The sequence below is a fragment of the Bacillus cereus genome (genome assembly GCF_002561295.1).
Lineage (GTDB): Bacteria > Bacillota > Bacilli > Bacillales > Bacillaceae_G > Bacillus_A > Bacillus_A cereus_S.
Genome location: NZ_NTUG01000032.1, coordinates 21417 through 43107 on the forward strand (window position 1 = coordinate 21417; position 21691 = coordinate 43107).

Here is a 21691-nt window from a genome sequence, read left to right on the forward strand (position 1 = left end):
GCATCTATCGTGTGTAGACACAATCCAATCCTTTCTTAGCCCATACCAAATACAAACAACACGAGAAAACGAATGGAAATCTCTTGTTATTTTCATAACAGTAACGTATACGCCAACAAATCAACATCGATTTATATAGTATCGTTACCACTATTATATATGAGAATATCCAAGGGCAAAAGAAAGCGCTCTTAAGAAATGGTAGAAACTTCTCTATTACAGATGCTCTTTCTGCCAACAGAATAGTAATCCATTCTGTGTTTTTCAACATCTTCCCCATTATAGCAGTTTCTCCCATCAAATAAAATAGCCTCTCGCATCAGCTTCACATACCTTGCTAATGGATACGTTCGGATGCATTCCCAATCGGTTACAATAAACACCGCTTCCGCTTCTGTCACTGCCTTATCTAAATTTGTTGTATATGCCACTTCGTCTCCAAATAACTGTTGCAAATGTAAAATAGCCTGTGGATCGTATACAATTACGTCCGCTTCCATCTTTACTAATTCTTTTATAATGGGAAGAGACGGCGCTTCTCTAATATCATCTGTATTTGGCTTAAAGGACGCTCCTAATACCGCTACCCGTTTCCCCTTCATCTCCATTACATTTCTTGCTTTTCGAACAAGTAACATTTGTTGTTTGTTATTTACTTCAATTACTGCTTTTAACAAACTGAAATCATGTGCAACATTACCTGCAATTTGGACGAGAGCATTTGTATCTTTCGGGAAACACGAACCACCATAACCGATACCAGCCTGTAAAAAGTGCGGACCGATTCGCTGATCCATCCCCATGCCACCTGTCACTTCTAACACATCCGCCCCTACTTTCTCGCATATATTAGAAATTTCATTGATAAAACTAATTTTCGTAGCCAAAAAAGCATTCGAAGCATATTTAATCATTTCAGCGCTGCGAATATCTGTCACAAACGTTGCAATTCGTAACTTACTGTATAGCATCTCTATCTTTTTTGAAACTTCTTCCGTCTCCGCTCCTATTACAATGCGATCACCATGGAAAAAATCATGTATACCAGAGCCTTCACGTAAAAATTCCGGATTAGATACCATATGTATACGATGTCGTCCCTGTAGCTTCTCTTGAACCCATTCTTTCATTTGATCATTCGTACCTACAGGAACCGTACTTTTTGTAATTACAACTACATCTGAAGTTATATACATGCCAATTTCATAACAACTATTACGAATATATGTTAAATCTGCTGTTCCATCTGGTGAAGATGGGGTTCCTACCGCTACAAATATGAAATCTGCCTGTTCAAATGCTTCCGCTTGACTAGATGTAAATACCAACCTCTTTTTTTGCATCGCCACATCCACTAATTGCTCTAAACCAGGCTCATAAATCGGTATTTCACCTCGTTTCATTTTTACAATCTTTTCCTTATCTATATCATAACAAGTAACTGAATGCCCTAACGTAGCTAACCCTACTCCTGTAATTAATCCTACATATCCAGTACCTATCACCGTAATCTTCATTCGTTGTTCCGCACAGACTACTAAGCATGTTTTAAATAGTCTGCACTTCCCCCTTTCATACTCAAAGTGAATATAAGGCCAATCCCTACTGTAATCTTTTGGCACATATCAAGACATAAAGTGCAACGTTAATCAGTACGGACTTTCTTGAGTCCCTCTGAATGCGGAGGCTCTCATTCTTTATTATATGAGATGCTTGCTCTTTCTTTTTTAAGATTTTGTAAAATAAAAATCCTGTCTTTATATATTTTCTTTACAAAACGCTTTATTATTGGCACATTCTCCGTTTCCATATTTTAACGGGGAACGTACGTATTTTAACGTGTAACACTTATAATAAAGAAAATTGATGAACCCATACCTCTCCTACTAGAAAATTCTTATATGTAAACGCCATAATTTCGTAAAACAATGTAATACAAGTTCATGATAAAATATACCATAACCTACTCACGCGACATTGTGTGCATAATAAACTTGTCATATACTTTGCACATTTCCAATTACAGTAAAAAGAAAAAAACATTGAATTCTAGTCTTTTTGTGATACCATATGTTATGAGCCTGTAAACAAACATCATAATTTTTAAATAAACCAATTAGAAATTACGTTAAAATATAAAAGGTGGGGTATTAATGGACTCACAAGTGATTTATGCTGTTTTGGCATCTTTCATTACAGTATTAGTCGTTACTCCTTTGGTCATTAAATTAGCATTTAAAATTGGAGCGACTGATAGGCCAAATGCACGTAAAGTACACCAAAAAGTCATGCCTCGTCTAGGTGGACTGGCAATTTTTATTGGTGTAGTTGTAGGATTTCTTGTTAGTGGATTATATGAACAACGCATGCTAACAATTAGTTTAGGCGCTGTTATCATTGTCATTATCGGTATTTTAGATGACATGTATGAACTATCGGCAAAAGTAAAATTCGGTGGGCAACTTTTAGTTGCTGCACTTATTGTAAAAAGTGGATTATTAGTACAGGTGTTGTACATTCCAATCTTAGGAGACACTGAACTTGGCCTACTGGCATATCCAATTACAGTGTTTTGGATTGTAGGTATTACAAATGCCATCAATTTAATTGATGGATTAGATGGATTATCTGCTGGAATTTCATCCATCGTTCTTGCAACATTGGCTTATATGGCCTTTACTAGTCCAATGGGAACTGGCGCCGTTATCATCTTGCCACTTGCACTCATTGCACTTGCAAGTACACTTGGATTTTTATTCTATAACTTCCATCCAGCTAAGATTTTCATGGGAGATACAGGAGCATTATTCTTAGGATATTGTATTTCTGTTTTATCGTTACTTGGATTATACAAAAGCGTAACGTTATTTAGTTTCCTTGTCCCTATTATTATTTTAGGTGTACCTATATTCGACACACTGTTTGCAATTATTAGACGAGTTGTGAATAAAAAACCAATTTCGGCACCAGATAAATCGCACTTACACCATCGTCTATTAGCAATGGGCTTCTCTCATCGCACGACGGTACTCATCATTTACGCATTTGGTATTTTCTTTAGCGTAAATGCGATTATTTTCTCTAGTGCAACATTATGGTTATCCATTATCCTTCTTTTCGCTTTAATACTCTTTACTGAAATTGTAGCAGAGCTAATTGGCCTTGTTCACGAACGTTACAAACCAATTATTTCCTTCTATAAAAAAGTTAAAAAACGCGAAGAATAACTGTAGTATAACCTTTATTAGCAAAAAATATTCAAATGGCATCCTTTCTTTTTAAGATAGGATGCTATTTTTTATTTCCAAAATATAGTTTGTTTGAGAGTTCCTCTATTGGAGAAAGATATACATGTAAAGGGGATCATGAGACTACCGTCTGAACTCCTTCTCCATGACTGTTAGACTGAGGGTGAGTATTTTGATGAAGCAAATGTTTCAATGGATGATTATATTCCTAAGTATTACTACATGTTCGATATCTTATACTGAAGCAGCCACTAACTCCCCACTTATACATGACTCTATGATTCAGGATGCGGCTCTTCCGCAAAAGATTGCATACTTAACATTTGATGATGGACCAAACAAATACACATCACAAATTTTAAACATCTTAAAACAAAAGCAAGGAAAAGCAACCTTCTTTGTAATTGGCGGCAAAGCTTCACACTACCCACAAACAATGAAACGTCTCATAAAAGAAGGACATTATATCGGCCTCCATAGCATGTCTCATGACGTGAAACGTCTATACGCTGGTGATCCATCCACTTTAATTGCTGAAATGGAACAAACCCGTTCGATTGTCAACCGCATCACAAATTTGGATACACATCTTGTTCGTGTTCCATATGGTAGTATGCCTTATTTAAAAAAGAATTATCGCGATGCTCTTGTTTCTGCTCAGTACAAAATGTGGGATTGGACAATCGATACATACGACTGGAAAAGTTTTCATAATCCTTCTGCTATACTAGAGCGCGTTATGAACCAAAGCGATGAGCAGGTTGAAGTTATTTTAATGCATGATTCTAGCGTCACAGTGAAAATTCTTCCAAAGGTAATTGACTACCTTAAAGAAAAAGGATATACACTTCTTCCCTATAACCCTTCCTCCCATGTAAAAGTAAACTTCTGGAAGGACACAAGATTGTAACAGCTTTAGTATAATACTAGGGCTGTTTATACTTTCCTCTTCCCACACTTCCCATTTTTGTGTAAAATTTTAAATAGTGATGAAATTTCGAGGTGAAAAAAAAATGAAACGAATGGACCTCATTTATGATGCAATGCAAAAGGGGAATTACGCAGAAGGTGTAACAGCATCTGAACTCGCTACACTTCTACAGCTAGATCGTGCAAATGTAAGCAGCGATTTAAATAAACTTGTGAAAGATGGTCGTTTATCTAAAACTGGAACACGCCCTGTCCGTTTCTATTTAGGAGATAACCTCCCTATGGAAACGCCTTCACAAAATGACACTTCACTCGATGCCTTTGCAAAAGAAAATACAAGCCTCAAAATTGCGATTGAAAAAGCAAAGGCCGCTGTACTCTATCCTCCAAATGGTATGCATACTTTACTACTTGGGGAAACAGGTGTCGGGAAATCTATGTTTGCTTCTTTAATGCATGAATACGCAATTGAAGTCAATCAGCTCAAAAAAGATGCGCCCTTTATCGTTTTTAACTGTGCAGATTATGCAAATAATCCTCAGCTCCTACTCGGACAACTTTTCGGGATTAAAAAAGGAGCTTATACTGGCGCAAGTGATCAAAAAGGATTAATCGAAAAAGCTCATGAAGGAATTCTCTTTCTAGATGAAGTGCATCGCCTTCCTCCAGAAGGTCAAGAAATGCTATTCACCTTTATTGATCGCGGTGTATATCGTCGCCTTGGAGAGACAGAGAACGAGCGCCGAGCACACGTATTAATTATTACAGCAACAACAGAAGAACCAAATTCTTTTTTACTCAAAACATTTACAAGACGAATTCCGATGACCGTAACGCTTCCGCCACTTCGGGAGAGGACGCATCAAGAACGTTTCGCCTTGCTACAACTCTTTTTTACTAATGAAGCGATTCGTCTGCGAAAAGAAATTCATGTCAGCCCAAATGCAATGCGTGCATTCGTCTTTTATCAATGCCCAAATAACATTGGACAATTAAAAACAGACGTACAAATTGCCTGCGCGAAAGCCTATTCCGACTTCGTAACAAAGAAGCGAGACTATGTCCGCGTTTCGAGCACTGATTTACCTTGGTACATGAAGGAAGGCCTATTTATCGAAAGAAAAAGCCGTCATTTGTACCAAGTTCCAAACGAGACATTTGTGTTTACGGGGGACGAAGGATGGAGTAGACATAAAACAGAAGATACACGTTCTTCCATTTATGATTACATCGACCATAAATATGAAGAACTACAAGCACGCGGAATTGAAGAAGAAGAATTAGAATTATTAATAGACAATGATATACAAAGTTTTTTCGTTCATTATTTTAATCAAATATCAAAAAAGACAAATCATGAAAACGTCTTTAAAATTGTCGATCGTAATATTGTCTCTGTGTGCGAAAAAATCGCTGAACTAGCGGACAAACAGTTATCTAAGACATTCGATGAAAAAATGTTTCTCGCTTTAAGTTTACATGTACAGACAACTCTACAACGGCTGCACAGCGGGAAACAAATTCATCACCCACAACTTAATCAAATTCGCACGAAGTACAAAGAAGCCTTTTCGGTTGCTATGCAATGTATCCAACTCTTAGAAGAAGAACTGCAAATCACGATGCCTATTGATGAAGCTGGATTTTTAACGATGTTTTTCGTCGTTGATCCTATTCCCGCTTCTCAAACAGAAGTAAAAGTATTAATTTTAGCTCACGGTAATGGTATTGCAACAGAAATGGCAAATGTCGCGAATGAACTTCTCGGTATTGATGAAGTAACAGGTATTGATATGCCGCTTCATGAATCACCGAAAGATTTCTTAGAACGAGTAAAGGTGTACATGAAAACGCTAGAACATATAAATGGACTCCTCTTGCTTGTTGATATGGGTTCACTTGCCTATATCGGGGATATATTAGAGACGGAATTTCATATTCCTGTACGCGTTCTCTCTATGACAAGTACACCGCACGTACTAGAAGCAGCAAGAAAAGCACAACTTGGGTACTCATTAGACGCATTATATGAAACGGTGAAAAACTTAACACCATTTTATTTAAACGTACAAGAGGAAAAGAAAAAACCGCTCGCTCCAATGAAATCTGTCATTTTAACTGCTTGTTTAACAGGAGAAGGAAGCGCACTAGCTATTCAAAAAATGCTTGAAAACTATTTACGATTCGATAAAGATTTAATAGAAATTATTCCAATTAGTATCATTCATGAAAAAGATTTAACGAAAATGATCGAAAACATAAAGAAAGAACGCAATATGATTTGTATTGTCACAAACTTTGATGTACAAGTACCCTGTTTAACGTATCATTTCCAAGACATCGTAAACTATAAAGCCATTCAACCAATCCAAGAATTAATTATGTATGAAGAAACATACGCAAAAATGGCTGATATTCTCGGACAACAAATGCAGCGGAATGATGGGGCACTCATGATCAAAACAGTGCGTTATGCATTAAATACAATTCAAGAGGTCATCTCCTTACAGTTAAATCCTGATAGTTTAATGGGGGTTATTTTGCATATGAGCTGTATGGTTGATCGACTTCAAAAAGGAGAAAAACTCCTTCCTTACCCTGATAAAGAAACGCGTAGGCAAGATGAATATTGGATGTATATGAAAGTCAAAAAATCATTGCAACCAATTGAAAACACGTTTGACGTACAAATTCCAGATGATGAAGTTTTTTATGTAATGGACTTCTTCATAAAGAATCAATCAGAAAAAAAAGAATAAAGTAAACATACCCGTGAATATGAACATTCACGGGTATGTTTACTTATCGACTCATGGATCGACTATATTCCTTTATTTCCCCTCGAATTTCTCCTCTCGTACATGTCCTTGTATGAACATTTACATATGCATTCGCTTCATCAATTGCCTGCACAAGATTCTCAAACGTCTTCCCTTGCAAAGGCCCCTCTTCTAAATCTTTAGTAGATACCATGCCCGTTATTCTTCCTTCATTCACACTAATCCCATGCTTGACCGGTCCATATAAGAATAAAACCACCGGCCCACTCTGATTCTCTTTCCCTAAATGAATTTGACAAGATGTTACCTTCTCAATATTCTTCAATATGACCCTATAATGAAGTTTTGTAAAATCATCATTAAAAATAAGCTCTGCAACCCCATAAGCCTTTGTTTTTACAGGAGGTAGTTCATTACTGCCTTTCAGCTTAGCAACGAAATGTTTTGTCATACGAGCAACATTCTCCTTATATAAATTTCAAACTAATACTGACGTCTCCTTTAACTAATTTATTGTTAGGACACGATCAATTATGACTCTTTCAGGCACGCTTTTTATGAGAGATTTGATTCCTCTTTGTGAATCTTTACAAAAGCTTAACATCCTCCTCATTCCTCATGCTGCACGAGTTCCTGTATAATACACGTAGAATTATCATTTCTTAGGAGGTTGTCTTGAAAACAATAATAGAAATTTTTCTCGTATCACTTAAACTAGGACTTACTTCTTTTGGAGGACCTGTCGCTCACCTTGGTTACTTCCATCACGAATATGTCAAAAAACGAAAATGGATGGATGAGCGCAGTTATGGAGATTTAGTGGCACTCTGTCAATTTCTCCCCGGTCCTGCAAGTAGCCAAGTGGGAATTGGCATCGGTTTATCACGCGGAGGCTTTCTTGGAGCTATCGTTGCCTGGGTAGGCTTTACACTCCCATCTGTTCTTGTTCTTGTCTTTTTTGCTTCACTACTCCAGCAATTCCACGTAGAAAATGCTGGATGGATTCATGGATTAAAACTTGTAGCAGTCGCGATTGTAGCTCATGCAATATGGGGAATGGCGCAGAAGCTAACACCGGACCGGAACCGAGCAACCATCGCTATTACTACGGCGGCACTGGCATTACTATTTCCGAGTGCTTGGACGCAAGTTACGCTCATTCTACTCGCTGGCCTTATTGGCTGGCTCTTATATCGTAAACATGAAATTCCACCTGTTAGCAAAACCCATATTCCAGTTTCACGTATAGCAGGCATCATATGTCTCTTACTATTTTTTAGTTTATTATTCTTGCTACCAATATTACGCCCCTTCTCACACTGGATTGCCTTGTTTGATAGTTTCTATCGCTCTGGCTCACTTGTGTTTGGCGGAGGGCATGTCGTTCTTCCTCTTCTTGAAAACGAATTTGTGTTAAATGGCATGATGACAAAAGAGCAATTTCTAGCAGGATATGGATTAACGCAAGCCGTTCCAGGGCCACTCTTTACATTCGCTGCTTACATAGGAACGATACTAGGCGGAGCGCTAGGCGCTACACTTGCGACAATTGCTATCTTTCTCCCAGCATTCTTACTCGTCATCGGTGTGCTGCCATTTTGGTATCAAGTGAGACGCTTGTCTTACATACAAGGTGCACTCCTTGGCGTTAATGCTGCTGTTGTTGGCATTTTACTAGCAGCCTTTTACAATCCAATTTGGACAAGCTCCATCATAGGTACAGCTGACTTTGTCATCGCTTCTCTCCTATTTTGCCTATTAGCATTTTGGAAAACACCACCATGGATCATCGTTGTTCTCGGCGCTTGTAGCGGCTATGTTTTGTCTATCATCTAGCCATATAAGTTGTTGAAATTTGAATGGTGTGGATTAGTACGTGAAATTTTACCAGCGATTTTTCAAATATATCGACCATTTCTCACAATATATCGGCGATTCGACAAATTATGACAAAAAAACGGCCTCACTTTTTACGGTCACTTCATATGATTTTTGGAGCCCTTTTGATTGTAGTAGGCATTTGAATATGTAAAGAAACATTTCTCTTATAGGAGAAATGTTTTTGTTTGTAGAAATATATAACCTGATGGATTAAAGAAGAAAGAGTGAGAATGGAATGAATATAAGTTTACGAGATATTACGAATGAAAATTGGATAGAATGTATATTCTTAACGACAAACAAAGAAGACCAACACTTCATTTGTGAAGAATTTGTCGCTTCAAATGCTTTATCATTAGCACAGTCGAAAATTCAAAAAGGTTGGATTACGAAGGCAATATACAATGATGAAACAATGGTTGGATTTACAATGTATGGATATTGTGAGCAACATCATTTTTTTGAAATATGTAGACTCATGATAGATCATAAACACCAAGGAAAAGGGTACGGGAAAACGGCACTATTACATGTAATAGACGAACTGAGAAAAAATACGGATTGTCATGAAATTTTTCTATCTTTTGAACCGAAAAATATAGTTGCAAAGCAACTATATGAAGTTATTGGCTTTGAAGATACAGGAAGAATGATTGACGGGGAATGTTTGTATAAAGTAAAACTTCCATCATTAGGAGGAAAGACACCTTCCACTGATGGTTAGGCTTTCATAGGACACTTGTAAATATTTAGGAGGAACACTACTACATACATTTTAATTTTGAGGCACGTAAGTCACAGTTATAAACACAAAAGAAGACTTTCTCCTTTTAGTTTAACTCCGCATGGGGCTAAAAAAGGATCTGACCGCTTCTACCCTCGGCCGGATCCTCTCTTCCACCCTAAATATATCAACCTTTCAATTTTACTTTTCAAGCGTATAAGCTGCGGTTTCGAACACAAAAGAAGACTTCCTCTCACTTGCTCCTTTTGTTCTAACTTGGCATGGGGCTAAAAAAGGCCCTGACCGCTTCTACCCTCAGCCGGATCCTCTCTTCCTCCCTAAAAGCTTTATATCAACCTTTCAATTTTACTTTTCAAGCGTATAAGCTACGGTTTCGAACACAAAAGAAGACTTCCTCTCACTTGCTCCTTTTGTTCTAACTTGGCATGGGGCTAAAAAAGGCCCTGACCGCTCCTACCCTCGGCCGGATCCTCTCTCCCTCCCCAAAAAGGACGGTTTTAAGTCTTAAGTTTTCAGTTTTAAACCTTCACATATTAAAACCGCACAAGCTCTATTCCTTCTGGCAAAATACTTTCTGTTAAAATTCGTAGTTCCTTCACACGATCCATCACATAAGAAGAACGTTTTACAAGCTCTGGATCAATGTAAGCAGGATGCGCCATAACTTCTACTGTTTTTCCTGCCCCCACACGCTCTTTTAATGTAACAAAGTAATCTTCCTGCACGCCATCGCTATAGAAATCACTATAAAACACATCAGAAAACGGACGCACCGCTCTCTCTTGTTCACATCTGCGAATTGGCACATCATATTTTGTTGCTAATCGCTCAAGGACATCATGCAATATCGGCAAACTATGTACATGATGATGGCTATCTAAATGCGTTGGTGTTAACCCATAGGATAAAAATTTTTCTATTTGAGCAGTCCACTCTCTTTCCACCTCTTCAGGATTTATATTTCCTTCTCTTACAACACTTTGTTTATGAAAGAATCCATCTGCGCTTATAAGTGACGGAGCATCTGAAAGGAGCGGTTTTCCTGCCGTTAACACAAGATGCACCCCGACCCCGAGTGTCTTATGTTCTTTCGCTAAACGCACAGCATGCTCTACTCCTGGCATGTTCATCATCATTGTCGTAGAATTTACTATCCCGTTTACATGCCCTTCAATAATGCCATAGTTTGTACCTTCTGTAAGACCAAAATCATCTGCATTTACGATTAATCGAATCATCTTTTTCCCTCCTACTATATATCCATCTTGATTTACTACATATAATCCGCTACCATGAAAATCAAAAAGTGACCTACACCCATTTTCTCCTTTTGTTCTAACTTGACATGGGGCCAAAAAGGATCTGACCGCTTCTATCCATGGGCGGATGCTCTCTCCCCGCCTAAAAAGAAAGGTTTTATCTCGATTTTTTCAATTTATATAAATATAAATTGAAAAAAAGCGGGCTTTATAAGCGCCGCTTTTTATCTCTCTACTTTTTCGAAGAACTGCGGAAGATATTCTTTGTGAGCTTCCAACATTTCATCTAAAATTTGTTTTGCTACTTTATCTGATGGTACAAGTGGATTAATTGTCATAGCAAGCAGCGCTTTATAATAATCACCTGTAACAGCCGCTTCAATTGTCGTGCGCTCAAATGATTTAATTTGCTGAACTAAACCACGAACAGGAACTGGTAAGTCTCCTACCGCGATTGGTTTTGGACCATCCTTTGTGATGATACAGTTTACTTCAACAGCAGAATCATGTGGCAAGCTTGCAATTGTACCGTTATTTCTCGTATTAACAGGTTGAATATCACCTTTATTATTATAAATAGATGTAATTAAGCTACATGCTGCATCACTATAGTATGCTCCTCCGCGTTTTTCTAATTGCGGTGGCTTAATATCTAAATTCGGGTCTTTATATAACTCGAATAAGTCGTCTTCTAATTGTTTCACGACTTCTGCACGTGTGCCTTTTTCAATAGAAGCTTGTTTTTCTTCTTCTAGCATTTCACGTGTTTTATAGTAATAGCGATGGTATGGACATGGAATTGCACGAAGAGCGCGGATGAAATCTGGCTCCCAATCAAGCGCAGCGATGTTTTCCATCGTAATTTGGTTCTCTGGATCTGTTACAAGTTCTAACACGCGATCCATAACACTTACTCCATCTAAATACACATTTAATCCGTAGACCATGTGATTTAAACCAGCAAAATCAACATGAACGCGGCTTGCATCTACTTCAAGCAATTTTGCAAGTCCCATACGAATTCCAATTGGTACGTTACATAATCCTACTACTTTTTGAATACTTGTGTAGCGAAGTACAGCCTCTGTTACCATACCTGCTGGATTTGCAAAGTTAATAAGCCAAGCGTTTGGACAAAGCTCCTCCATGTCTTTACAAATATCCAAAATAACCGGAATCGTTCTCAATGCTTTGAATAAACCGCCAGGTCCATTTGTTTCCTGGCCAATTACATCATATTTCAACGGAATCGCTTCATCCTTCGCACGTGCTTCTAACAAACCAACACGAAGCTGCGTTGTTACAAAATCAGCATCTTTAAGTGCTGCGCGGCGATCAAGTGTTAAGTGAATATCAATTGGTAAACCAGCTTTTTTTACCATGCGTTTCGCTAAGCTACCAACGATTTCTAATTTTTCTTTCCCCGCTTCAACATCTACTAACCAAATTTCACGAACTGGTAGTTCATCATAGCGCTTAATAAATCCTTCAATTAATTCTGGTGTATAACTAGACCCACCGCCGATTGTAGCAATTTTAATCCCACTCATCACTTATTCTCCTTTCGCATCAAGCTTTTTATAAAGATCGATAAATTCTGCCGCTAATTCCTTTACAGTCATTGAATTCATCAAATGGTCTTGCGCATGAATTAAAAGGACACTAATTTCTGTTTTTTCTCCTCTTGCTTCTGCTTGGATAAGTTCTGTTTGGAAATGGTGAGCTTCATTAATCGCTTCTTTCGCTTTTCCCATCGCTTCATCTGCTTCTAGCAATTTCCCCTGTTTTGCATATTGCAATGCCTCCATCGCATAGCTTCTTGCGTTACCGCTGTGTAAAATTAATTGGAATGGAATTTGTTCTGCTGTAGTCATCATAAATACCGCCCTCTCTATTAAGTTCAACCGACTTGAAATACCCCTTCAGTTTGAACGTGTCTATTAAAATATTATTTTCTTAATTTTATTTTGATGTTCTTCTAGATGTGTGCCATCTTTCTGAACATGATATAAAGGTATTGTTCTCACGGGCTGGCTTCGCCCGTGAGAACAATCATATATTACATAGGTACAGATTGATCTTTTCCTTGTGTCGCAGCTTTTTCAGTGCGAATGACAGAACGGTCGCATGCTACAACGAATGGGAAGTAAATTGCCATCGCAAGTACAAAGTTGAATAACTGTAGAATTGCACCGGAAATGTGTCCACCTGTTACAAGGTAACCACTAATAATTGGTGGCATTGTCCAAGGAACCATCGCTACTGTTTTTGGTACTAGACCAAGAGAAATTGCTGTATAAGACGTAATAACTAATACAACTGGTGTTAACACAAATGGAATGAATAAAATTGGATTTAACACAATTGGTGTACCAAAGATTACTGGTTCGTTAATGTTAAACATACCAGGAGCTAAAGATAATCTTGATACACCGCGCATTTGTGCACTTTTTGCTACTAGGAATACAACAACTAAGAATGCTAATGTTGCACCAGATCCACCTAGATATACGAAAATATCAAAGAATGGTTTTGTAACAATGTTTGGAACATCAAATGGAGATGTTCCATTTTGGAATAAATCCATGTTTTTTTGTAATGCTGGTAAGTATAGCGGCTCGATAATACCACCGACAATATTTGGACCATGTAAACCAAAGAACCAAAGAAGATGTACAAGTAACGCGATAATAATTGCACTTGGTAATGTACCTGCTAAACCTTGTAATGGTACTTGAAGCGTATTAAAGATGAATTCATGAACGCTCGTTCCAGATAATTTCACTGCTAATTGAATACCTGCTACTACTGTTAAAATGATAAAAGCTGGAACTAATGCTGCGAAAGATCTCATAACAGCTGGTGGTACACCATCTGGCATTTTAAAAGTAATATCTTTTTGTACTAAGTAACGGAATACTTCTGTAACAAGAAGCGCTACAATTAAGGCTACGAATAAACCTTGTGCACCTGTCCAAGCTAAGTTCAATCCGCCTTCTTTCGGTGTTGTTGGTGTAAGAATGACTAACGCACCAAATGAAATAAGACCTGCTGACAATCCATCAACACCGTAAGATTTCGCTAAGTTATAACTCGTTGTAATTGCTACCATTAAAGCTAAAATCGCAAAGGATCCAGTCCACATATTTCCGCCGACCATTGTCCATGTATCGCCGAACATACTCTTCATAAAGTTTTGGAAGCCTTCAATTGGCAATCCATTAACAAGTACTGCCATTGAACCTACTAAGATAAGTGGCATTACTGCAATAAAACCATCACGAATTGCCGCTAAATGACGTTGCGACCCAATTCTACCAGCGACTGGAACAACATACTTTTCCATAAATGCAATAAATTTTTGCATTTTATTTCCCTCCCTAATTATTTTTTAAGTGTTAATGCGTGATCTAAAACTGCTTCTCCATTCATCATGCCGTAATGCATTGGATTAATAACATCGATTCCGACATTGTTCTCATCGGCAAGCGTTTTCAAAGAAGAAAGCATATAACGAACTTGTGGTCCTAGTAATAATACGTCTGCTTCATCAATGTTGTTTTTCACTGCATCCCCAGATACAGCCCAAATCTTTCCTTCTAGACCGCGAGCTTTTGCAGCCTCTTCCATTTTTGTAACTAGTAAGCTTGTAGACATTCCTGCTGAACAACAAAGTAAAATATTCATTAATAAGTCCCCCTATGCATGTAAACTATTTTTGTTATTTCTTTTTCTTTACGCCTTTTATTAATGCAATTAGCGTGCCAACTTTTTAAAACGCCTAAAATTAACGTTTTTTCTTATATTTTTATTGTGTGTTACCGCTTTCAAATAGTGTGTTACCCAAAATAACGATAGTGTGTTATAAAACAACACGCTTTTAACACATAACTGTATGAATATAGATTAGTGTTTAGTTGTCTAGTCTAGTATAAAAACAAATCAATGAAATATTTTTATAAATAAATTTTATTTTTTATCAAAATGGAAGCAAACTATCATTTCTTCTGCATATAAAAAGACAAGTAATCCACATTAAGGAGATAAATTGCTATAGCTATCTATATTCTCTACTCTTATAAGAATTGTCCAATCCAACTCTATTTCATTTACATAGAATAAAATAAACTTGATTTATACAAATGGAAAGGAGTTTATTTATGCCAAAACATAGAAGAAGACGAAAAAGTGCAGCATTCATTTATGACATGGATTTCTCAAAATATTTTTATGAGAAACGGAATATACCAAAAATAATGACACAGCCTGATCAGATAAATGCTCGTGATGAATTTAACAGCAAAAGATTAGAAGTACATTCGAGTAGTAAAAATATACAAAATACAGTTAGCAATGAAAAATTAGAGATGCATTCCAATAACGAAAAGCTAGCGGTATACTCTAACACATTAGATATATGGGATGAGATTGCACTGAAAGAAATACAAAGAGGAGAGCATACAAATTTAATTGATGCGAGAAGTAAATATCAAAATATTAATTTAGTACAAGTAAATGACTTAAGACTATACTTGGACAAACAATTACAATTTAGCTCTGTCGATGAACAAATTTATCATGAGGCGCTTGTTCATCCAATTATGTCACAAGTGGAGAATCCAAAACACATTCTTATTTTAGGAGGAGGCGATGCACTCGCTTTACGTGAGGTATTAAAGTATACAAGTGTCCTTCATGTAGACCTAGTTGATTTAGATGAAGAAATGATTAGAATGGCTCGCGAAGTTCCAGAAATTGTTTCTTTAAATAAACGTGCCCTTTTTGATGACCGTGTCACTGTGCATATATGCGATGCAAAAGAATTTCTTCAATCCCAATCCCTTCTATATGATGTCATTATTATTGATTTCCCCGATCCAGCGACCGAAGTTTTAAGCCAGCTTTATACGAAAGAATTTTTCACATATGTCTCTCATTTTCTTGCTGAAGGTGGTGCACTTGTTTGCCAATCCAATTCGCCTGCAGATGCACCTCTTGTATATTGGAGTATTGCTAAAACAATGAAAAGTGCTGAGTTAACTGTGAAAAGCTACCATACAATCGTTCCTTCTTTCGGAAATGACTGGGGATTTCATATCGCAACAAATCAGTCAGCTGTTCTGAAACGAATTGAAAAATTATCTGTGACAGTCCCTCACCAAACACTTCCGCCGACTCTTTCTCCTCTCTTCCAATTTAAAAGCGAACTGTTAGAACAACAAGATTTTGCTGTTTTAAATACGCAAGATAACCTAACATTACACGATTGTTACCGGAAAGATATGCAATTTTAACTCATATAGCAAGGGAGGTTCTCTTTAGGAGGTGCAATACAAAATATGGAATACTCAACATTTGGTAGACACATAATAGTAGATTTGTGGGAAACAGACTTTTCTCTATTAAATGATTGTGAACTTTTAAAGCATCATTTAGTCACTGCTTCTGCTATATGTGGTGCTACAGTCTTATCAGTAAGTGAAAAGATATTTCAACCAAATGGCGTTACTGTACTCGTTTTATTATCAGAAAGCCATATCTCTATTCACACGTACCCAGAAAAGGGCTTCGCTGCAATTGACTGTTATACATGCGGGACTGCGGTCGATCCCGAAAAGGCAATTAACTACATGTTAGGCATCTTAAAACCTGGGCGGTTTTATATAAACAAATTAGTTCGTGGTTTAGGGGAAATAGCTAGTATGAGTTAACGATTAAAGGAGGTTCTTGAAACCATAACAATACCATCAGTGGGGTACCACTGATGGTACGTATCCATACATACAGAAAAGAGTCACCTTATTATAATATCAGCGATTTTCACAATATATGGGTAGTTCAACACATCAACAAAATGGTACCTTCCTACAAACTTATTTTAATCCATTATTCAATTCCTCAATTTTTTTCTTCCAATATATCGCCATCGCAAACCATAGAACAAGGTAAATCAAGAGAAAGCTACCTATACAAACCAGTATTGGAACCGGACTCGCTGGAACCCAGCCCACCCAAATCGCAATCGGTAAAAATGTGCCTAGTAAAATGATACAGTGAATGATTGTTTGCTTTAACATACTCCATTCTTCTTTCTCAAACACTAAAGAAGCAAAAGAGAAAATTACCCCAACGATATTTGCTATCCCAAGATGAAAGAGCAATGTCTCTGTCTCTAATACATCTACTCCATTCGCATAACCAATCCCTAAAAACAATAAACTATAGATCATCGCCATCGCGATTCCTGTCAAGACTTTGGACCATACTTTATCAAACAATGTAACCATATTCCTTTAACCTCCTCCCATATTCAACACTTCTTTAATAAGTGGTACATATTTTCTTGAAACGTATTCTTTCATTCCATTTGAAAAGTGGGCACACATACTGCCGCTAAAAGACATTTCAAAGCTTGTTACATGCTGCAAGTTAGCTAATGTAGATTTTGAAAATCGTACAAATCGATCACCTTGTAGTTTTATCTCTAATTCATACAAACGTGATTTCACCTCAAGATTACCTTTCGTCGTTTGAGCCATTACCTTTCGGTTTTCTGCATAAAACCAATATATATCTTGTGGCTCTAACAAATAATATTTCTGTTCTAAAATTCCAACAATTTGTTTCACACTCCCTCCTTCTATCCTTTTTAAAAGTTGGTGAATTTCATCTGTTACTTCTTTTGTCTTTACAATAATCTCTATTTCATCTTGTGATGGATCTAATTCAAGGTGAACTTTCACTATCTTCCACCTCCCTTACACTTTTATTGTTACATATATTAAGGAAAAAGAAATAGATTGGTACATAAGTAGTACTGTTTTCATCATAAGCGACTCTTTTCCCGACATAAAAACCACCCTGTATACGCAAGGTGGTTAAAAAATATTCTCCTAAATATTTTATCAGCGATTCCTCCAATATATCGTCCGTTTCTCACAATATATCGGCGCAAAATGAAATATATCGGCGATTCATCAAGTAACGACAAAAGATGATAGTCTCACTCTTCTGCTAACATTTTCTTATATAACTCTACAAATTCAGTCGCTAATTCCTTCACTGTGATTGCATTCATTAAATGATCTTGCGCATGAACCATAAGAAGTGTAATTTCTGTTTTTTCTCCGCCAGCTTCTCTTTGGATTAAATCTGTTTGCAAGCAATGTGCCTCTTGTAATTCTTGCAGTGCATCCTGTAATTTAGCGTCCGCCTCTTCAAACTCTCCACGCTTTGCGTAATCGATTGCCTCCATCGCACAACTTCTTGCATTTCCTCCATGTAAAATCAAATGAAAAACTCGCGTCTCTATCGTATCCATTTTAACTTCCTACTCCCCTTTTCCACTTTTGCTTATCTCACATCATCAAAATGGTAAAAAAATAGAATGAACAGAAGTGACTTTAAAACCATCGGCATTCTAAATATAATCATCTCATTACCATAAAAGACATCTAGCACAATTGCTCATCGTCTCACACTTTTTAATTGTTAACTCCATGCAAATAATAATATCGCTACAACAAGTGTAATCTTATTTCATACACCTTCCCCACTTGAAAAACGACATATTTTTGTCCACTCTCATGAGACCGTCTACAGTAACCAAAACACTGTTAAAACACATCGCACATAATAACTGCTGCTCCTGTATCTATCTTATAGATATATCTGCCCTTAATCCTGTAAGCGATTTCAAAATTAACTACTAAAAATATTATATTAAATGTCAAACAAACTTGATACCCTAATACTTCATTCCATTTATCCTAATTTTGAATTTTAAGGTCTTACTGCCCGCGAATAGCGGGATAAAGTGAAACTTTAATCAGCCCGCACCAATCTTGCTTTTACGGGCAATTGATTCCCCCTATAACAAGCGGAAAAACAAAAATTTCTCGGTTTTCACGCTATTCCATCTATCCGCATTTTCCTAGTAAACTGCCCCATAAATCGCTATAATAATTCAGTATGACTTTTTAAATTATATAAATCCAACTTGATTTCCCAACATATATACCCATTTTGATTTTCAAGCACCTAAGTTGCGGCTATGAAAACAAAAGAAGATCTCCACTTGTTTTCTCCTTTTGTTCTCACTTGGCATGGGGCTAAAAAAGGCACTGACCGCTTCTATGCACGGCCGGATGCACTCTCCCATCTAAAAAGAATGGTTTAATGTTCGTTTTTTAATTTGGATTTATATAGATAGGAGGAGATATGATGAAGGCTTATCGCTTTCCAATTATTTTATTATCTTCCATCCTAATTGGTGGTTTCATTGGTTATTTCATGGGTACCGATGCAGTTGTTTTAAAACCGCTTGGTGACATTTTCTTAAACTTAATGTTTACGATTGTTGTGCCACTTGTGTTCTTTAGCATTGCTTCATCTATTGCCAATATGGATGGTTTAAAACGTTTCGGAAAAATTATGTCTAGCATGGCAGGAACTTTCTTATTTACAAGTATTATTGCTGCAATTTTTATGATTATTGTCGTGAAAGTATTCCCGCCCGCACAAGGTGTTGTATTAGAATTAACAAAACCTGATAATGTTGAAAAAAGCATGAGTGTTGCTGATCAAATTGTCGGCATCCTTACAGTATCAGATTTCTCGAAGTTACTATCTCGTGAAAATATGTTAGCTCTTATTTTCTTCTCTATTTTAATGGGGGTAGCAACCTCAGCAGTTGGAGAAAAAGGACAACCATTTGCTGCATTTTTACAAGCTGGTGCAGAAATTTCAATGAAAGTTGTATCTTTCATTATGTACTATGCTCCAATTGGACTCGCTGCTTACTTCGCAGCTTTAGTAGGAGAATTTGGACCACAACTTCTTGGAACATATTTCCGAGCAGCAATGGTATACTATCCTGCTTCTATCATATACTTCTTTATCTTTTTCACATTTTACGCTTATCTTGCAGGACGCAAGCAAGGTGTACAAATCTTTTGGAAAAACATGGTCTCTCCTACAGTTACATCCCTTGCGACTTGTAGTAGTGCCGCTAGTATTCCGGCAAACTTAGAAGCAACGAAAAAGATGGGCATCTCTTCTGACGTTCGTGAAACAGTTGTCCTTCTTGGTTCTACACTTCATAAAGATGGATCTGTTTTAGGTGGCGTTTTAAAAATCGCTTTCTTATTTGGGATTTTCAATATGGATTTCTCAGGTCCAAAAACATTAGCAATCGCTCTTGTTGTATCTCTATTAGTTGGTACAGTAATGGGGGCTATTCCTGGTGGTGGAATGATTGGTGAAATGTTAATCGTTTCTTTATACGGATTCCCGCCAGAGGCATTACCAATTATCGCAGCTATTAGTACAATCATTGATCCACCTGCAACGATGTTAAACGTAACAGCGGATAACGCTTGTGCTGTCATGACAGCTCGCCTTGTTGAAGGTAAGAACTGGGTTAAGAATAAATTTGCATAATATAAAGTAAGAAAAAACAGGGGTAGCTCATTCAAGCAAGCCCCTGTTTTTTTGTCGTTGTTTATTGGAATATCGATATATTTAAATTTACACCGACATAATTTCATCTACTAATTCTCCATCTCGCCACAAATTTGTTATAACTTTCACAAAGTTTCCACAGTCCTTTCCCTTCCTTCGTACTATAATCATGTATGAAAAAGGAGATGGAAACTATGACACAACATGCACCAGAATTTAAAGTATTGCAAAGCATCGCGTTTCTCGCTGTTGTTTTGCAAAGTTCCTTACTATATACAATGAATCAAGGAAATATCACATTAGAACACTCTCTCATTATCGGCATGCTCTTTAATCTTGCAAAGTTTTCAGCACCCGCATTCATCTTTATCGTTGGCTTTCATTTAATTCGACAATATACAAAACAAATGGTTTATACAGAATACATCTATGAAAAAACAGCACACTTGCTTGCTCCTTACTTCTTTTGGTCCATTGTGTACCTATTTACAACAAACCAATTCGTTACAGTGCAAAGCGGGATAAAAAGCCTATTACTCGGAACAGCTGCACCCCATCTTTGGTACGTCATCATGATGTTCCAAATCCATTTGTTGTTCCCACTGCTATGCGGATTTTTCTATTGGTTTCAAAAACGAACACACAATCAGCAAGATATATATAGATACATGGCCGTTTTCACTAGTATTTATTTTCTCTTAATGTGGTATTCTTCTCACTATATTTTTAATGGAGAAAAAATAACAACTTCAACCGTTTTACAATATACAGACCGGTCCTTCTTCTTCTATTCGTTCTATTTTGTCATGGGAGGAATTGCCGCTGTCGCGTTAAAGGCTTGGCGTACATTCGTCATGAAACATATACCTCTTTTTACGATTTCTTTTTTTATTTTATTCTTATATATCAACTACGAGTTATTTAGCTTTTATGGCGTAGATTCCATTCACCTTACTGTATCTACCTATTTAAAGCCATCCATGTTTTTATACATTGTATGTGAAATTTTAATACTGTATGTATTATCTATCATGATTGTACAGCAGCGAGGATCCTTATATAAAACATTACGTTTTATTGGAAATTATACGTACGGGGCTTATTTAGCACACTTTTTCTTCTTACAACTACTTACAAAATTACTATCTCTATTTACAATACAGACTAATACCATTCTCTATAGTCTATTACTATTTCTTTTGACAGCAACATTCTCTATTATCACAATGGTTGTCTGTAGCGCGATTCCATTCCATACATGGGTCACAGGTCCTTCTCCTACTCCGGCAGTAAAATGGCCTACACTCATGCCTTTCCTGCCATTATTGAGAAGTAAAAAGTAAAAAAAGCTGCTCAAAAATAATAGCGCTTCACATAACCTGTTTT

General features: G+C 37.0%; 19 protein-coding genes. 9 read left to right on the forward strand and 10 right to left on the reverse strand.

Features of this window, described 5'->3' with window-relative positions; all coding sequences use genetic code 11:
* Window positions 1-191 precede the first annotated feature (191 nt).
* On the reverse strand, window positions 192-1517 hold the full coding sequence (locus CN373_RS17825) for a UDP-glucose dehydrogenase family protein (RefSeq protein ID WP_098359824.1): 1326 nt from the start codon (window positions 1515-1517) through the stop codon (window positions 192-194).
* 636 nt (window positions 1518-2153) lie between these two features.
* Between CN373_RS17825 and CN373_RS17830 the strand changes: the two genes are divergently transcribed.
* From CN373_RS17830 to CN373_RS17840, 3 genes are all read left to right on the forward strand, one after another.
* Window positions 2154-3227 carry a glycosyltransferase family 4 protein gene (locus CN373_RS17830; protein ID WP_000378322.1) on the forward strand — a complete coding sequence of 358 codons (1074 nt, stop codon included), beginning with the start codon at window positions 2154-2156 and terminating at the stop codon, window positions 3225-3227.
* A gap of 196 nt (window positions 3228-3423) precedes the next feature.
* Window positions 3424-4158 carry a polysaccharide deacetylase family protein gene (locus CN373_RS17835; protein WP_425290442.1) on the forward strand — a complete coding sequence of 245 codons (735 nt, stop codon included), beginning with the start codon at window positions 3424-3426 and terminating at the stop codon, window positions 4156-4158.
* A 103-nt stretch (window positions 4159-4261) separates the two neighbouring features.
* Window positions 4262-6937 carry a sigma 54-interacting transcriptional regulator gene (locus CN373_RS17840; protein ID WP_098359826.1) on the forward strand — a complete coding sequence of 892 codons (2676 nt, stop codon included), beginning with the start codon at window positions 4262-4264 and terminating at the stop codon, window positions 6935-6937.
* 43 nt (window positions 6938-6980) lie between these two features.
* Here CN373_RS17840 and CN373_RS17845 read toward each other — a convergent pair whose 3' ends face one another.
* Window positions 6981-7409, reverse strand: coding sequence for a CHRD domain-containing protein (locus CN373_RS17845; protein WP_000160438.1), 429 nt, complete (start codon window positions 7407-7409; stop codon window positions 6981-6983).
* Between the two features lie 224 nt (window positions 7410-7633).
* Between CN373_RS17845 and CN373_RS17850 the strand changes: the two genes are divergently transcribed.
* Both CN373_RS17850 and CN373_RS17855 read left to right on the forward strand, forming a co-directional pair.
* Window positions 7634-8794, forward strand: coding sequence for a chromate transporter (locus tag CN373_RS17850; protein ID WP_098359827.1), 1161 nt, complete (start codon window positions 7634-7636; stop codon window positions 8792-8794).
* 280 nt (window positions 8795-9074) lie between these two features.
* Window positions 9075-9563 (forward strand): GNAT family N-acetyltransferase, encoded by a 489-nt coding sequence (locus CN373_RS17855; protein WP_098359828.1) that lies wholly within the window; start codon window positions 9075-9077, stop codon window positions 9561-9563.
* A gap of 554 nt (window positions 9564-10117) precedes the next feature.
* Here the strand turns inward: CN373_RS17855 and chbG are convergent.
* From chbG to CN373_RS17880, 5 genes are all read right to left on the reverse strand, one after another.
* On the reverse strand, window positions 10118-10822 hold the full coding sequence (gene chbG / locus CN373_RS17860) for a chitin disaccharide deacetylase (RefSeq protein ID WP_000620277.1): 705 nt from the start codon (window positions 10820-10822) through the stop codon (window positions 10118-10120).
* 245 nt (window positions 10823-11067) lie between these two features.
* Window positions 11068-12393, reverse strand: a complete 1326-nt coding sequence (gene celF / locus CN373_RS17865) for a 6-phospho-beta-glucosidase (RefSeq protein ID WP_000014280.1) — start codon at window positions 12391-12393, stop codon at window positions 11068-11070.
* A gap of 3 nt (window positions 12394-12396) precedes the next feature.
* Window positions 12397-12720 (reverse strand): PTS lactose/cellobiose transporter subunit IIA, encoded by a 324-nt coding sequence (locus tag CN373_RS17870; protein WP_000989045.1) that lies wholly within the window; start codon window positions 12718-12720, stop codon window positions 12397-12399.
* Window positions 12721-12902: 182 nt separating this feature from the next.
* Entirely contained in the window at window positions 12903-14210 is a 1308-nt protein-coding gene (celB, locus tag CN373_RS17875; protein ID WP_001168861.1) for a PTS cellobiose transporter subunit IIC, read from the reverse strand.
* Window positions 14211-14227: 17 nt separating this feature from the next.
* A complete protein-coding gene (locus tag CN373_RS17880; RefSeq protein ID WP_001023570.1) occupies window positions 14228-14530 on the reverse strand; it encodes a PTS sugar transporter subunit IIB in 303 nt (100 codons plus the stop codon).
* A gap of 473 nt (window positions 14531-15003) precedes the next feature.
* On the opposite strand from CN373_RS17880, the gene CN373_RS17885 reads away from it, so the two are divergent.
* Together CN373_RS17885 and speD are read left to right on the forward strand one after the other, a co-directional pair.
* Window positions 15004-16137, forward strand: a complete 1134-nt coding sequence (locus CN373_RS17885; RefSeq protein ID WP_425290443.1) for a polyamine aminopropyltransferase — start codon at window positions 15004-15006, stop codon at window positions 16135-16137.
* Between the two features lie 45 nt (window positions 16138-16182).
* Window positions 16183-16554, forward strand: coding sequence for an adenosylmethionine decarboxylase (gene speD, locus CN373_RS17890; RefSeq protein ID WP_000456842.1), 372 nt, complete (start codon window positions 16183-16185; stop codon window positions 16552-16554).
* 162 nt (window positions 16555-16716) lie between these two features.
* Here speD and CN373_RS17895 read toward each other — a convergent pair whose 3' ends face one another.
* From CN373_RS17895 to CN373_RS17905, 3 genes are all read right to left on the reverse strand, one after another.
* On the reverse strand, window positions 16717-17130 hold the full coding sequence (locus CN373_RS17895) for a DUF3021 domain-containing protein (protein WP_000256988.1): 414 nt from the start codon (window positions 17128-17130) through the stop codon (window positions 16717-16719).
* Window positions 17131-17136: 6 nt separating this feature from the next.
* Window positions 17137-17586: a LytTR family DNA-binding domain-containing protein gene (locus CN373_RS17900; RefSeq protein WP_000862867.1), complete on the reverse strand. Its 450-nt coding sequence runs from the start codon at window positions 17584-17586 to the stop codon at window positions 17137-17139.
* A gap of 260 nt (window positions 17587-17846) precedes the next feature.
* Window positions 17847-18164 carry a PTS lactose/cellobiose transporter subunit IIA gene (locus CN373_RS17905; protein ID WP_000379660.1) on the reverse strand — a complete coding sequence of 106 codons (318 nt, stop codon included), beginning with the start codon at window positions 18162-18164 and terminating at the stop codon, window positions 17847-17849.
* Window positions 18165-19066: 902 nt separating this feature from the next.
* Between CN373_RS17905 and CN373_RS17910 the strand changes: the two genes are divergently transcribed.
* Together CN373_RS17910 and CN373_RS17915 are read left to right on the forward strand one after the other, a co-directional pair.
* Window positions 19067-20284, forward strand: a complete 1218-nt coding sequence (locus tag CN373_RS17910; protein WP_098359829.1) for a dicarboxylate/amino acid:cation symporter — start codon at window positions 19067-19069, stop codon at window positions 20282-20284.
* Window positions 20285-20478: 194 nt separating this feature from the next.
* Entirely contained in the window at window positions 20479-21648 is a 1170-nt protein-coding gene (locus CN373_RS17915; protein ID WP_113745335.1) for an acyltransferase family protein, read from the forward strand.
* The last annotated feature ends 43 nt before the right edge of the window (window positions 21649-21691 follow it).